This is a genomic window from uncultured Paraglaciecola sp. (assembly GCF_963977085.1).
Taxonomy (GTDB): domain Bacteria; phylum Pseudomonadota; class Gammaproteobacteria; order Enterobacterales; family Alteromonadaceae; genus Paraglaciecola.
This window is the reverse complement of record NZ_CAXBNC010000006.1, coordinates 120,924-135,247: the sequence shown is the minus strand read 5'-3', so window position 1 is coordinate 135,247 and position 14,324 is coordinate 120,924. Positions and strand designations below refer to the sequence as shown.

General features: G+C 39.8%; 12 protein-coding genes. 3 read left to right on the top strand and 9 right to left on the bottom strand.

The features are described from left to right. Positions 1-5: 5 nt before the first annotated feature. The 3 genes from AAC000_RS09345 to AAC000_RS09335 form a co-directional block, all read right to left on the bottom strand. On the bottom strand, positions 6-1,235 hold the full coding sequence (locus AAC000_RS09345; protein WP_339722083.1) for a glycosyltransferase: 1,230 nt from the start codon (positions 1,233-1,235) through the stop codon (positions 6-8). Beyond that, positions 1,232-2,206 (bottom strand): glycosyltransferase family 2 protein, encoded by a 975-nt coding sequence (locus AAC000_RS09340; RefSeq protein WP_339722081.1) that lies wholly within the window; start codon positions 2,204-2,206, stop codon positions 1,232-1,234. Before AAC000_RS09340 ends, AAC000_RS09345 begins: the two co-directional genes overlap by 4 nt. A gap of 207 nt (positions 2,207-2,413) precedes the next feature. After that, positions 2,414-3,751 carry a hypothetical protein gene (locus AAC000_RS09335; protein ID WP_339722079.1) on the bottom strand — a complete coding sequence of 446 codons (1,338 nt, stop codon included), beginning with the start codon at positions 3,749-3,751 and terminating at the stop codon, positions 2,414-2,416. A 244-nt stretch (positions 3,752-3,995) separates the two neighbouring features. Here AAC000_RS09335 and AAC000_RS09330 point away from each other — a divergent pair, with 244 nt between their 5' ends. The 3 genes from AAC000_RS09330 to AAC000_RS09320 are packed head-to-tail and all read left to right on the top strand — an operon-like array spanning position 3,996 to position 6,868. Continuing rightward, a complete protein-coding gene (locus AAC000_RS09330; protein WP_339722077.1) occupies positions 3,996-5,210 on the top strand; it encodes a TIGR03087 family PEP-CTERM/XrtA system glycosyltransferase in 1,215 nt (404 codons plus the stop codon). After that, entirely contained in the window at positions 5,207-5,791 is a 585-nt protein-coding gene (locus AAC000_RS09325) for an acyltransferase (RefSeq protein ID WP_339722075.1), read from the top strand. The genes AAC000_RS09330 and AAC000_RS09325 overlap by 4 nt, the downstream gene beginning before the upstream one ends. A gap of 3 nt (positions 5,792-5,794) precedes the next feature. Beyond that, on the top strand, positions 5,795-6,868 hold the full coding sequence (locus AAC000_RS09320) for a right-handed parallel beta-helix repeat-containing protein (protein WP_339722073.1): 1,074 nt from the start codon (positions 5,795-5,797) through the stop codon (positions 6,866-6,868). Here the strand turns inward: AAC000_RS09320 and AAC000_RS09315 are convergent. The 6 genes from AAC000_RS09315 to AAC000_RS09290 form a co-directional block, all read right to left on the bottom strand. Continuing rightward, positions 6,852-8,306: an oligosaccharide flippase family protein gene (locus AAC000_RS09315; RefSeq protein WP_339722071.1), complete on the bottom strand. Its 1,455-nt coding sequence runs from the start codon at positions 8,304-8,306 to the stop codon at positions 6,852-6,854. The two genes, AAC000_RS09320 and AAC000_RS09315, sit on opposite strands and share 17 nt — an antisense overlap. Further along, positions 8,303-9,457 carry a glycosyltransferase family 4 protein gene (locus tag AAC000_RS09310; RefSeq protein ID WP_339722069.1) on the bottom strand — a complete coding sequence of 385 codons (1,155 nt, stop codon included), beginning with the start codon at positions 9,455-9,457 and terminating at the stop codon, positions 8,303-8,305. The genes AAC000_RS09315 and AAC000_RS09310 overlap by 4 nt, the downstream gene beginning before the upstream one ends. 86 nt (positions 9,458-9,543) lie before the next feature. Beyond that, a complete protein-coding gene (locus AAC000_RS09305) occupies positions 9,544-10,422 on the bottom strand; it encodes an FkbM family methyltransferase (protein WP_339722068.1) in 879 nt (292 codons plus the stop codon). A gap of 13 nt (positions 10,423-10,435) precedes the next feature. After that, complete coding sequence (gene xrtA / locus AAC000_RS09300) at positions 10,436-11,962, bottom strand: exosortase A (protein WP_339722066.1); 1,527 nt, start codon at positions 11,960-11,962, stop codon at positions 10,436-10,438. Positions 11,963-11,973: 11 nt separating this feature from the next. Then, positions 11,974-12,816: an XrtA system polysaccharide deacetylase gene (locus AAC000_RS09295; protein WP_339722064.1), complete on the bottom strand. Its 843-nt coding sequence runs from the start codon at positions 12,814-12,816 to the stop codon at positions 11,974-11,976. A 3-nt stretch (positions 12,817-12,819) separates the two neighbouring features. Further along, positions 12,820-14,238, bottom strand: a complete 1,419-nt coding sequence (locus tag AAC000_RS09290; protein WP_339722062.1) for a TIGR03013 family XrtA/PEP-CTERM system glycosyltransferase — start codon at positions 14,236-14,238, stop codon at positions 12,820-12,822. Between the last annotated feature and the right edge of the window lie 86 nt (positions 14,239-14,324).

Genomic DNA, 14,324 nt, shown 5'->3' with positions numbered 1-14,324 from the left:
ACCAACTATTTACCCGCACTACTATCCAACATAGTTCGCAAAAGAAATTTCTTTGCAACTTCTGCAACCAAATAATTAGTTATTGAAAATTGATAGGCGTTTTCGACAATGTAATCTTTCTGTACTGAAGGCATTAAGACCGAATTAATTTTTGCAGCTAAATCTTTCGCGTCACCGGGCTCCACTAACCAGCCAGTTTTATCAGGAATTACTGCATCAATTATTCCGCCACTATTTGAACCAATTACCGGACATTTCGCTAACATCGCTTCAATAAAGGTTAACCCTTGTGCCTCTACTTGACCATTTGCTGCGGTTTTTGATGGCCCTACAAATACATCGCAAGCTGAAAAATAATAATAAACGTCTTTATTTTCAATCCAACCTAAAAAGTCGACATATTCGTTAATACCCAAGTCGCAAACCACTTTTTTAAAATCTTCTTTTTCATGGCCTTCGCCTATAACAATCAGGCGAAGTGTTAATCCCGAATCTATTAATTTGGCTGTGGCTTGAATAGCTTCTCTCACTCCTTTTTCTTCAGACAAACGACCAACAAAGAGAATGAGTTTTTCGTTTGAATCTTTTTGTAAATGAGTTCTTAGGTCAGTAATTTTTGTTTTGTCTAAAACAGGTAAAGGTAAAATTCCTGTTGGTAACTTTAAAAAAGGAGTTTGAGTGCCAGGTGCAAGCGCTTTGGTTACTTTTTCGGTCACGCTACTATTCACAGTAACTAAAGTAGAATTGTTGATAGCGAACTTTTTAAGTTTGCGAAATAAAGGTGAATTCAAAGCAAAAACATCACCACCATGGACCGTTGCTACATGTTTGCTGCGAGTTAATTTACAAGCTAAAGCGGCCACAAATCCTTGAGGTAATAACCAATGAGAATTAACCACATCTGGCTTCCAGCAGAGAATTTCTTTTAGGGTGACCATTAACTCCGAAAATACCAAAACAGGGAGTTTTAATTTATTCAAAGGATTTTTACTAAGATTACCTAATGCACCACCTTGATAACATACAGATTGGCCACTAAGGGGTAACCAATAGCGAAAGCGCCTTATTTCAACTCCGTCGACAACTTCTTTGGTTTTTGCACCAACAAAATGCGGGGCAATTACACGCACTTGTATGCCTTGCTGAACCAGTTCCCGAGCAAAATTATGCACAAAAGGTGTGGTGGTGTCACGCTCCCAACGAGGGTAGTTGGACGTAACAATCAGTAGTTTCATTCCTTGTCAGCGGCCTTTTTTTCTAATTCAAGTTGATGCAATTCCATTCTGCGCACTTTTTCTAAGGTCTGTTCAATAAGTTGACGATTAAAGTTAATTAAGTCTGCCAGCAAGGCGATTAAAAAGGAGATAAAGCCCAAAATTGTTAGTACTCCACCTAGTACTAATGACTGCAAGTGCCCTTCACCATCACCTGTAAAATAAAAATATAAGAAACGGATTATAGGTATAGCGCCTAATAAAGACAGCGTTAAACCAATAAGAAAGAACACCCTTAATGGTTGATACATCGCGTACATGCGAATAATGGTGGTTAACTGCCGCTCAATAAATTTAGGGATACTACTAAAAAGTCGTGACTCTCTGGTTTTTTCGTTAGTTTCTACCGGAACGGAGGTAACAGCCATGTGTTTTTTGCCCGCCTGAATTAAAGCTTCAATTGTGTAACTAAAAGGAGAGACAATATTTAGCTGTAAAGCAGCATCGCGACTATAAGCCCTAAAGCCACTTACAGCGTCGGGCACCTGCACCCCAGAGAGGGTTTTAACCACATAACTACCAAGGCGTTGTAGAAATTTTTTAAACGGTGAAAAGTGCGCCACTTTAGCAGTATTTCTATCACCCACTACGACATCAGCTTTACCATCAAGTATCGGCTGGATGAGTTTGGGGATGTCCCATCCTGCGTATTGGTTATCACCGTCTGTGTTGACAATGATATCGGCCCCCAATTTTAAGCATTCATTGATACCAGTTCGAAAAGTTCTAGCCAAGCCCTTATTCTTTTTATTCGCTATTATGTGATGCACGCCTAATGCTTTAGCGACTTCAATGGTTTTGTCGCTAGAGCCGTCATCGATAATCATAATTTCGACTACATCTACACCGTCGATTTGTTTGGGGATGTCGTTGAATGTTGCTGGTAAGGTAGCTTCTTCATTAAAACAGGGGATTTGGACAATTAACTTCATTGGGATTTCTTAACTCGCTCGGTGAATGCAATTGTAATCTAGTTTTAGGTTATTAACAGTTAAAAGACTCAGTAGTCTGAATTGGCAAGTATTGCATTGATAAACTTAAAGTTCTAGGCTTTGTGTTTGCAAACTAGGGCTTTAGGCAGACTAACTCAATACATTAAAATCGCAACCATTCTAGTAAGTGAATTCTATTAAATCCCCCTATTGCTTTGCGGCGAGTTTATAACTAATAATTAATGGAGGCCTATCATAATCACCGGTTTGCCCCGCGCCTTCTATTGATAAATAGAGAATGTGGTTTTGATCATCATAAGTGCCCCCTGAGACTGGACGCGCGCCCCCTTTATCATAAGGATGACTCCATTTACCGTAACTGATGGGCTGCACTAACCAAGGCTCATCGGCAGCAAGCATTTCATTTACATCGAACAACCAAAAATAGTTATAAACATCATCATAATCATATGGGCACGGACCACCGCACAAAGCGCCATTATTTTGGGTGATTTTATAACCTATACCACTGTGCAGACCAGAGTGTTGGCCAATAGCCAGAAAGTAGGTTGTTCCGGGAATAATGAAACCAAACTTAGCGTTTGTTGTTGGCCCCCATATAGGTGAAATATCCAAAGTGTAAAGATCTGACCCTTCGACCAATTGTTTACCTTCAGCGTAAGGAAAAACCATAACTGAATCAGTATCAATTGTTCTATCTACCGTTAACACCGAATCAATGGCTTGTTCTGGGTCAAAACGATATAAGCTAGGCCCTTGTGAGTATCTTGAAACTATCGAGTAGTTGGTCGCCCAGCCTACTAGGTACTCAGAACCCACTTTTTCTGTTAATTCATTTGGTACTTTAAACATATAACCCGCTGCTTTTGCTTTCCCCTCTAATTGCAACATACCTTTGTAGCTAGATGAGCTTACGTCTAATGCATTTGAAAAAACTTGTAAATTATCAGAGTTACTGCCAGATGCATCGTACCAAACCTCAGAACTCACCAACAAATTTTGGTCATGGTATAAAATTCCATTAATTTTGTTATTAGTATTGCCAATTTCTTTTTTGTTTAAAATTTGAACATAATCTTGTAGAACCGCAGCTGCTGGAATATTTGCAGCTTGTATTTCAAATGAAAATTGTGAAGGTACTTCAAATTCAGCTATAGCGTTATGATGAGCATGGCCTGCCATAAATATACTATTGTTGTCGGGATTAAAACCGAGTGTACCAACTGCATAATTTGAATTTGACTGCCCTTCTGCTACCACTCTAAATGCACCTAAATATTCAATATCTAATGTGGCCTGCAAGCCCAAAGGTAGATTAATGTCGTTTGGTACTGACTGGCGAATATCTTCAGCAATATCCTCTTCAAACAGAACTTGAATGTCCTCTTTGGGTGTTTCGATTGCAGTTGGGGTATCTACTACCTTATTAGATGTAGCCCCTCCATCACTTGATCCACAAGCGAACAGTGACAAGCCCAACCCAGCAAATAATGCTAATTTAACTAATTTTTGAATAGGTTTCATAACCACACATCCTGAATGACTGTTTATAACCCAACAACTTATTAGCTTCATGTCGAATCAAGGGTATTTTATAAGATAAAATGCTCATGGATTTTAGTCTTTTCGCGTACTTGAGTCAAAAACAGTCGGTTAATAATCAACCTTTTTAATTCGGTATTGTTATTACTGTACCGAAATATAAAAATCCGATATGTTATGATTCTATTTTTTTATATTTAGATCAGGGGCTTGGGTCACTAATACTGTGAATATACTGATACTTTCTCACCGGGTACCTTTCCCTCCGAATAAGGGTGAAAAAATTCGCACTTTTCACCAAATCCAACATTTGAGTGAACTTGGTCACCAGATACATCTGTTTTCACCCTATGAGGACCCAGCAGAGTTAGCGTATTTTGCGGCTTTAGGTGAATCTTTATGCCAATCGGTTACTGCAACGCCTCTTCAAAACAAAGCGATACGTTTGTCCATTGGACTCATTAAAGGTCAATCCATGAGTGTGGCCAATTTTTATGATAAATCCTTGCAACAACAATTTGATCAGTTTTTATCAGTCAATAATGTGGATGCAATAATATGTAGCGCCTCTTCAATGGCTGAATACGTTTTTAACAGTACGGTACTTAATAGGCTAGACGCTAAGCCATTGCTGATCATGGACTTTATGGATGTGGATTCTGACAAGTGGGGGCAATACCAGCAAAGTAGTAGATTCCCTATGAGTTGGGTGTACGCCAGAGAACAAAGACTTTTAGCTCATTACGAAAGACAAATAGTTAAAGAATTTGATGCGAGTTATCTAATTGCGCAGGCCGAAGTCACGCTATTTAATCAGAAAGTCATAAAAAGCGATAAAGTCCATGTCATGGGAAATGGTCTCGACACTTCGGTCTTTTATCCACCTAAAGTAAAACAGCCTAACCCTGCCCCAGTGTTTCTGTTTACCGGTGTTATGGATTACAAACCCAACGAAGATGCCGTTATTTGGTTTGTAAATAGCTGTTGGCCATCAATCATCGGTGAACATCCTAACGCAAGATTTATCATTGCAGGCATGAACCCTAGCGCTGACATTAAACAACTTGCACAAGATAAAAGTATTGAGGTCACTGGCTTTGTAGAGGACATTTTGCCCTATTACCACCAAGCTGACATTTTTGTTGCACCTTTCAGATTAGCCCGAGGGGTACAAAACAAAGTATTACAGGCCTTTGCTTGTGCCTTACCTGTTATATCTACTCCAATGGGTGCAGAGGGCATTTTGTGCCAAACCGGCCAAGATATAGTAATTGCTGCCACCCCTGAAGAATTTGTATCACAGGCAAATCGACTCATTTCACAACCCGAACTTTCACAATCTATCGGCCAAAGTGCTTTGCAACTGATTCAATCTCATTATTCTTGGCAAGGTCAATTGCAGCCATTAGTTAACTTGCTTGGCACAAAGGATAAGCAATGAAAAAAGTCATAAAACGACTACTCTTTATTTTATGTGCGCTACTTATGGCGCCCATAACCATAGTGTATTTTGTGTTTGCTTCAATGCTAAAAAAAGACGCGGTGCTCAGCAGTTATAGTCAGTTGTTAAGTTTAATGCCGGGTAAATTAGGTGTGTATCTGCGGGCAGGTTTTTACCGATTTGTGTTAACTCATTGTAGTCCTGATGCCGTTGTTTCTTTTTTGGTGCTATTTTCACAAGCAGACACTGAAATAGCAGAAGGCGTCTACCTAGGTGCCCAATGTAATATTGGCCGCTGTAGTATAGGTAAAAATACCCTGTTAGGCAGCGGTGTAAATGTGATGAGTGGCAAAGGTCAGCATAATTTTGACGATCTAGAGCAACCCATAAAAGACCAAGGTGGGCATTTTGAAAAAATATCCATTGGTGAAAACTGCTGGTTAGGAAATGGTGCCATGATCATGGCTAATATTGGTGATGGCTGCATTGTGGGTGCAGGTTCAGTGGTAATCAATGATATGCCGGCCCAATCCATTATTGCCGGTAATCCTGCAAAAGTGATCAAAAGTAGATTGGACTAACTTATGAGTCATCACCAAAATAAAATTATTGGCCTAATACTTTTTTATTGTTTGGCTTCAGGTTTAGTTGCAGCGGCGCCTACTTTGCAAATTATTAACGTTAATAATGAAGCGCAGCTTTACAAGGCAGTTCACCAAGCTAACCAATCAAAGGGAGCTACCCGTATTGTGCTGGCAAACGGCCATTATAATATCAAGCAAAGGTTAAGTTTTTCGGGATCACATATCAACTTAACATCCCTATCGGGTGATCCGAGTCTAGTTGTATTGTCAGGCCAAGGTATGAAAAAAAGCCCCTCTGCAGAAATTCTCTTTGATGTCAGTGGCGCACACATCAGTTTGTCTGGTTTCACTTTACAACAATCTGCTAATCATTTAATTCAAGTGCGGGCCGAAAAAAACGCCGATAACTTTAGTCTGAGTAATTGTGTTTTGCGTGATTCCTACGAACAACTGTTGAAAGTGTCTTCTTCGCCTTCTAGCAAAACATTTGCAGACAATGGCAGTATAAAAAACTGTGTATTCGAATATACCGCGGGCATTGGTCCGCAGTTTTATATTGGCGGTATCGATGCCCATAGTTCACGAAATTGGACAATAGTGGGCAATACTTTTAGAAATATCGCCAGCCCTTCTCAGCATGTAGCGGAACACGCCATTCATTTTTGGCGAAAAAGTGCCAATATTACTGTGCTCAACAACACTATTGAGAACTGTGACCGTGGCATAGGGTTTGGCTTAGGTGATGACATAAACAATCAAACCGTTGGCGGTTTAATCGCTAATAACAGTATTTTTAATACCAATACGTCACATCAATTTACTGACGTAGGCATCATATTAGAGGCCAGTCCTAATATTGATATTATTAACAACAAAATCGTAATAGAGGGCAACTACCCTAATGCCATAGAGTACCGTTTTACGGCCACTAAAAACGTGGCCATCAAAGATAATGTGACCAATAAATCCATTGTTTCCAGAGATGGTGGTCAGGCAGAATTGTCAGGTAATAATCAAGCCAACGTATTTAGTAAGCTAAAACAAAATCTCGAGTATCTTATTGATCGCCTTTAACTTGGCGATACTCTGCCAATAAATTGCTAACTGTTGTGCCCATTATCCGTGGTACCAAAATAACCAGCATAGAGGCGTAAGCACCACAAAATAATACTCCTGTTAATAAAAACAGCGTAATTTTCCCTAGTTCAACTTGTGTAGTTAACCAATCTGTTAGGGTGATAGCTATAGCTGACAGTGCAACTGCTAAAATCAAAGCGCCAGCAATTTGCATCCACTTTAGTGGCACAATCACATGCAAAGCAATGCCAATCACTAAGGTTGAAACCACGCCAATAGAGACCCGTAACCATAACAAATTAGTAAGATCATCATACATCTGCAAATAAGCCAATAAAGTAACCACTATCAACAGCAAACTGGCTGTATCAAACATAAAGATGGCTTTGACTTTACCCACAGCTGTTAACGCACTTTCGATGACAAGCAAAAAGCAATAATAGAAAAACAACAACGACATGACTCCAAGGATTTCACCTGCAATTACCCATTGAGAGCCAAGTAATACATCAATAATCAGCGCTGGGTAAAATGCCATATAAGTAGTGATAGGCACCACAATAAAAGACACTATACATAACACTTTACTGATTCTGCCACCTAGTTTGATAGGGTCTTGTTTATGGTCTTTAAAGTCGGCTAAAAGTGGCTCTATAGCCGGTCCTATTATGTTGTAACCAGGTAACATAGCCACATCTCGGGCCATATGATAGTTACCTAATTGTGTGGCACTAAAAAATTTCGCCACAAGCACTGTATCTATCTGCGAACGTAAATAACCTATAATACTTTTGCCTAACAGCCATTTAGAAAATAACCACTGCTCACTGACTTTAAGTAAACTAAAAGCGGGGCGAAATGGCTGAATTTTATAGGCACCTAAGGTAAAAACTGCGGCCCCCACTAAATCGGCAATCACAAACGCCCAATAGCTCTGCCAAGTCAGTGCGATGCCGATGACGGTGATAAAACTAGCAATTTTTTGCACTAAAGACAGGTAAAAAACCCTTTTATAATCAAGGTCTCTTTTTAATAACAACAAGCCAGGATTTTTAAGGGCATTAATAATGAGGGTGATCGAAGCAACCTGCATGGCTAATCTAAGATGGGCTTGCTCAAAAAAATCAGCAATAAAGGGGGCAAGTACAATCAATAATAAACACATCAAGGACTTTAATACTATGTCTAGCGTCCAAGCGGTATTTAAGTCATCAGCCAACACTTCTGACTTTTGCACTATATATTGCTCTGAACCTGTATGGGACAAAATATCAAATAGGTGCAGCACAATGGCAATAATGGCGATCATCGCAAAATCGGTAGGTGTAAGTATTCGCGCTAAAATAAGGGTGCTGATAAGCCCAATAAGGCGACTTAAAAATTTAGCGCCACTAGAAAAAGCAGCGCTGGCTAATAATCCTTTTGCCGCTATCACTGGTTAAACAGTAGGCTGGCCTTTTGCACATGGGCCTGCCAATCCAGTTCAGACTCAACATGTTGTCGGCCAACCTTACCCATTTGCACAGTTTTCGCAGGGTCGGCTAAAAGCTTAGCAACGGTGCTTGATATTAACTCTGCATCGGTGCAGTCGATCACAAAACCACTTTCATTGATAAGCATGGTTTCTTTAGTGCCACCAGAATCACCAGCAATAACAGGTTTGCCACAAGCTTGCGCTTCTACCAACACCATGCCAAAACCCTCAATATCATTACCAATAGTGCGGTTAGGTAAAATAAACACATCACTTTGTTGATAACATTGGATCATTTGTGGGTCGGTGACTTCAGTTAAAAATTGTACATGGTCAAGAACACCTAACTCTGCCGCTAAAGCCTTTAGACTTTCTAAACGGTCGCCTCTTCCGATAATGGCGTAGAGTACTTCTGGAAATTGATCTTTTAACATAACGGTGGCGCGGATCATCTTGTCTTGCCCTTTACGCTCTTGCAGCCTACCTACAGTAATAATAACCTTACGATCTTGCCAGCCCATTTGCTGTTTAAAATCTTTATCTTCTGCTTTAGGCACAAATAAAGACGCATCCACCCCAGGATGTAATACTTCTATTTTGTCATCTTTGGCGTATTTCAAACGTTTTACAATATTACCGCTATTCTGGCTGTTACAAATTAGTCGTTCGGCATGTTTACATACTTGCTTAACCATAAGGTTATGTTCGCCACTTGTGGCCGCTGTTTCTACGTCTTCACCGTGCACATAACACAAATAAGGCGTGCCAGTTAACAACTTGAGTAACCATGCCGTCACCCCCTCATGGATAACCCGACCACAATGAATATGGGTGATGTGTTGCTGCTTGATTATTTCTCTGATTTTCCAGATGAGTCGCCAGTAAAACTTAATGCCTTTAAAGCTCTTTAAGCCCCATTCGGCAGATTTAAGGGGCATCCGAAGAATATTTAACTGGTGGGTGTTATCGAACTCTGCAGCTCCCTTCACATCATCGGCCAAAATTAAGTATTGCTCTTTAGGCAAACGCGAATAAAGCTCCCAGAACCAGCGGCCACTTCCTCCAGAAATAGGAGGAAAGTTTTCAGTTAGCACTAATACTTTATTATTCATTGTTTACCTAAATTTACTTTTACTACACAAAGTTATTTATAAAGAGACGCATAATCCAGCACCTGTAAAGGTTTTGAAATGCCCAGTTAACGAGAAATACCAATAATATCGTATTGCCCTATTGGTACTTGTTCAAACAAACTTAGTTGGCGATCAATTGCTGTGTTGTCATAAAGTGGCACGATCCAATCAAATTCACGATATTTTTCGGCGGATGCAAATAAATCGTCTGCTGTGTGCTGGGTTCTAGCCAGCACTTCTGGGTGCACTTCTATTAATATGATGACTTTCTGAGCACTTTCTATTAACGTTTTCGCCCCCTCTATTAACTGGATTTCTTGGCCTTCCACATCAATTTTTAAAGCTAAGCTGTCCTGCAGCAAAAAATCATCTGTAAGATTTTGTTTAGCCTGCCAATTATCCAGAGAAGTCACGACTGTATCGCCTTCTCCGCTATTGTCTATATAACCTTCATGATCATTTAATCGCTCTGGATCAGCATGAAAAGTAGCAAAGCCGTCAAAGTTAGATACGGCGGATTTAACACACTGAACTGGCTGCTTAAGATTATCAAGATTGAATGTTAGCACCTCAAAAGATTTAGGATTGGGTTCAAATGCCACCACATTCTTCAGATTTTCACAGTGCACTGCCACTAAGGATGAAACAGTCCCAATATCAGCCCCTAAGTCAAACAGGGTGAAAGGTGCGTTTAATTGGTTTAAGACATCACAAAAAGGCAAAAACTCCTTTAAGTAATAGTTTTCTGGTCCTTTCTCTAACCAAAAACACCATTCACCCACGGGCACACTAAAAGGCCTATTATCGATGTTATGCGTTATGACCTTATTGCCGAAATCTTTAGCTAACCACAGATAAAATCTATGTTTACCGCGCCATTCTTTCGTTTGTAGCAACACCAAAATAGCATTTATCCATGGAGCAAAACATTTATTGGGTTCCATGGCTTAAATCTGATTATTCAAAAATAAAATTTTGATTCAACTCAGACAGAGCATCTTGAGTTAATTTGGCAAATGATATTAAGTCCTGTGATTCAGTGGTATTGCTTGTGACTTGTGATATTGCCACTAAACCGCTGCCGACATAACTGCCTATTAAAATTCTATAAATTTCATATAATTTGGCCATTCTGTTGTTGGTAAACATCTTGCCGTCAACTACGTACCAATAACTCAATAGGCGTTTACCTCGAGGATTGACAATAGTAGACAACCCCATGTTTTGGCCATCATTTAACATGTACGAACTCTTTGACTCTAGGGTCCAAGCTTTCTCGGGATAAAGTCTATTGAGTGAACTAATTAACTCACCTTGCCCTTTGGGGTACCACACCATGTAAATATCTACGGGTACATTATTCAATTGTCTGACAAATTGAAACTCTTGATAAGGTTGATTAAATTCTGGTTTCCAAGCATTGTTATTGTGAGCATTGGATGCTTGTTGTTCCGCTTCTAAAGAGTCACTTAGATTATGTTCGGTCGCCGGTACAGTTAATTGCGTACTAATTGAATTAAACCAAACAAAAAATACTAACATTAGGGCAACGATACTGATAGATGACCGATAGCAAGTTTTTACATTAAAGACTGCCGTTGACCTAGATTCACTTTCACTGGCATTAGCGGTCAATTGTTTTTCTCTTATAAGTTCGCCTATACCCAACAAACATACTATAACCAGCGAGAAAAATACCCATCCGTAAATCAAATGGTCTGCGCCAACGGCGTGTTCCATATCGGTAAGGTAGCCAGTTAGAATGATACCGAATACTCGAATAGCATTGGCGATAATAGGAAAAAGTATCGATATCCCCATAAATACAATCCGCCGTTTTGCAGATTGCATATTAAGGTAAGCATACAAAGAACCAATCACAATAGAAGCAATAAAAAAGCTTATGCCAGAGCAGGCCTCGGCTACTAGAAATTGCCCTTGGGGAATTTCAATATACAGGCCACTTCTATAGACTGGTATGCCACTCCAACCAAGCATGACCATAGATAAGTCGGTGGTCACTTCTTGCAAAGCAGGAATTAACTCTTCCCCGATAGGTATACAAAAAAGGATAAAAGCCAAAGGAAAAAGAATTTTGTAGGCCAAGCGATTACCAATAAAGGCCCAAATACTTAGGGGTAAAAAAGTAAAGGTTGCCACATGCATAAAGAGTTGCACATCACCAGCAAGGCCAATGGCATAAAGAAATAAACTACCAACACACAAAACCAATACAAAATAATTTGGTTTCACATCTACGACATCGAGTTCAGCCCGTTTTAAATAAATCAGATATAAAACGCCAGGCAGCACAAACAAACAGTGGTTAAAAATCTCAGAGATAATCCAGATATCAACAGCTGTTTTCACTCCCTGCCAAAAGACTAAAACCCAAGCTGCCACAATCAGTAACAGACAGAGTAACACTGACTTTACACTGAGGATGTTGGTTTCTTTTGTGTTATCTGTGGTGTAATCCTTCACTATAACGCCTTCTATTTCGAGGGGATGTTGTATACATTTTTCATAGTGCCCCATGAAAAATCAGTCAAAAGTCGCTGTAATTTGCCGTAAGTTTTGTCTAGATTCACATAATGTCGAAACTTAGACTTTAATGGGGCATGACTAAGACGAGGTTGTTGATCATCGATTTCCCAAGGGTGAAAATAAAATGAGTAAGGTTGCTGTTCCTTTTCTAAGTATCTAGACAGTAAAAACTTATTCAATGCATAGGGATAAAGCCGAAAATAGCCACCTCCACCAATTGGGGTTTGTTTACCTAACAACTTAAGTGTAGGAATAGGAATTTCAACTATGCCTTCTTTACGTTTATAGGCAAATCGCGGCCAATCGGGGGTACCATATAGGTCATGTTTAACCGGATAGGTACTAGAGCTATACCCAAAATCTAATTCAGCTAAGACTTCAAAAGCCCATTCATTGTCATAACCAATAGAAAAACTAGGGGCTCGATACCCAGTAATTCGCTCTCCTAAAAGGTTTTCGAGGTGATCTTTGGAGCGTTTTACATCTTCAAAAAATTCATCACGGTTCTGCTCTGTTGCTCGGCGATGAGCGTATCCATGGCTGGCGACTTCATGCCCTTGGCGATGAATTTCAGAGATCAGCTCAGGATAACGTTCAGCCACCCAACCTAAGACAAAAAATGTGGATTTCACATTATGTTTCGCAAACAAGTCGAGTAATCTTCGGGTGTTAGCATCGACTCTGGGTTGATATTCTTTCCATTGTGAAGGGTCAATTATGGATTCAAAAGCCGAAACGTGAAAAAAATCTTCCACGTCTACTGTCATGGCATTCAGCACAGAATTAGGCAATAGTTATCTCCCTTTACCAAATAACACAACTTCGACTGTTCTTATGAGAATCAGTATGTCTAACATTAAGCTTTGATGCTTCACATAATACAAGTCAAATTTTAGTTTTTCCATTGAGTCTTCGACACTTGCCCCGTAAGGATAATTAAGTTGCGCCCAACCTGCTAAGCCAGGTTTCACATTGTGCCGCTGGTTGTAATAGGGAATTTCTCGGATCAGTTGCTCTACAAATTGTGGTCGCTCGGGACGAGGGCCAATAAAGGACATCTCTCCCCTAAAGATATTCAAGAGTTGTGGCAATTCATCAATTCTGAATTTACGAATAAAATGCCCGACTTTAGTCACCCTAGAATCGTTGGCAGTGGCCCATTTAGCCCCGTCTTTTTCAGCATCAACGCGCATACTTCGAAATTTAATAATATTAAAAAGCCGCCCATTTAATCCAACTCTTTCTTGCTTATAAAATACCGAGGCATTCTTGAGATTGACGTCTTCGAAAAAGATGACAATCGCGGTCAACAGCATAAAAGGCCAGGCAAGCAGCAATACTATTGTTGCCATTAAACAATTCATTGAGTAATCGAGTGCATCACGTAGATAGTTTTGTGAATTAAAACCATTCGAATAAATCACCCAACTTGGGTACATCAGGTTCACTACAATTTGCCCTGTTTCTCGTTCCATAAAGTCAAGCAGGTCTGTGACCCCCACACCTCTGAGCCTGCAGTCGAAAAGAATTTCGACTGGCAAAGTGCCGCGCCTTTGATCACAAGCAATCACTACTTCATCGATATCATTATCTGCAATAAAATTTCTGAAGTTTTCATCAATTTTCACATGGATAAGTTTTTCGTTTTGAATCCCTTCTTCCCTATTATCACCAGGGATAGGAATAAAACCGAGTAACTCAAAACCAAATCTGTCTACTTCCCTGCGCATGCGCTTTTCTATAATTGAGGCGCGTTCACCCGCCCCAATCACTATGATTTTTGACTGTCCTAGGCCAAGGATCCCTAAACGGTTAATAAAATACCGAAAAACAACCAGCGCAATAATAGTCACGCCTGCGTAGGTGGGTAAGTAATATTGGCTTACCTCAATATTGGTGAGAACAGTGTTAGTGATCACTTCCATCACAAAATAACTAATGGCAACACTCACAAAAATTCTTCGAATGACGCCCCTAAAGGTCTCTCGAAGTTTTGTTTCATATAAACCCACTGATAAAGCGGAAAGCACCACCAAAAGGGTAAAAAGCCCTACTTGAGAAGCGAAGTCAGAGAGGGGTACAGCAATAAAAGAGGCACCAAAAAAATACTTCACCAGAACCGAAGCTAAGTAACCCACATAACAGATGATGATTGCTTCAAGAAGCATCATTATATTTGAACGACGTATCTCCTTGCGATTACCAAAGCTCATTAATTAACACCCTGTGTGACGAAATTATTAAGAATAGATATGAATTAACATAACTATCATCCATTTTTTTCAATTTAATCATCATA

Coding starts and splice junctions, on each gene's coding strand:
- AAC000_RS09290 (WP_339722062.1), bottom strand. CDS start 14,238: ATGAGCTTTGGTAATCGCAAGGAGATACGTCGTTCAAATATAATGATG.
- AAC000_RS09305 (WP_339722068.1), bottom strand. CDS start 10,422: ATGGAACCCAATAAATGTTTTGCTCCATGGATAAATGCTATTTTGGTG.
- AAC000_RS09310 (WP_339722069.1), bottom strand. CDS start 9,457: ATGAATAATAAAGTATTAGTGCTAACTGAAAACTTTCCTCCTATTTCT.
- AAC000_RS09340 (WP_339722081.1), bottom strand. CDS start 2,206: ATGAAGTTAATTGTCCAAATCCCCTGTTTTAATGAAGAAGCTACCTTA.
- AAC000_RS09335 (WP_339722079.1), bottom strand. CDS start 3,751: ATGAAACCTATTCAAAAATTAGTTAAATTAGCATTATTTGCTGGGTTG.
- AAC000_RS09320 (WP_339722073.1), top strand. CDS start 5,795: ATGAGTCATCACCAAAATAAAATTATTGGCCTAATACTTTTTTATTGT.
- AAC000_RS09325 (WP_339722075.1), top strand. CDS start 5,207: ATGAAAAAAGTCATAAAACGACTACTCTTTATTTTATGTGCGCTACTT.
- AAC000_RS09345 (WP_339722083.1), bottom strand. CDS start 1,235: ATGAAACTACTGATTGTTACGTCCAACTACCCTCGTTGGGAGCGTGAC.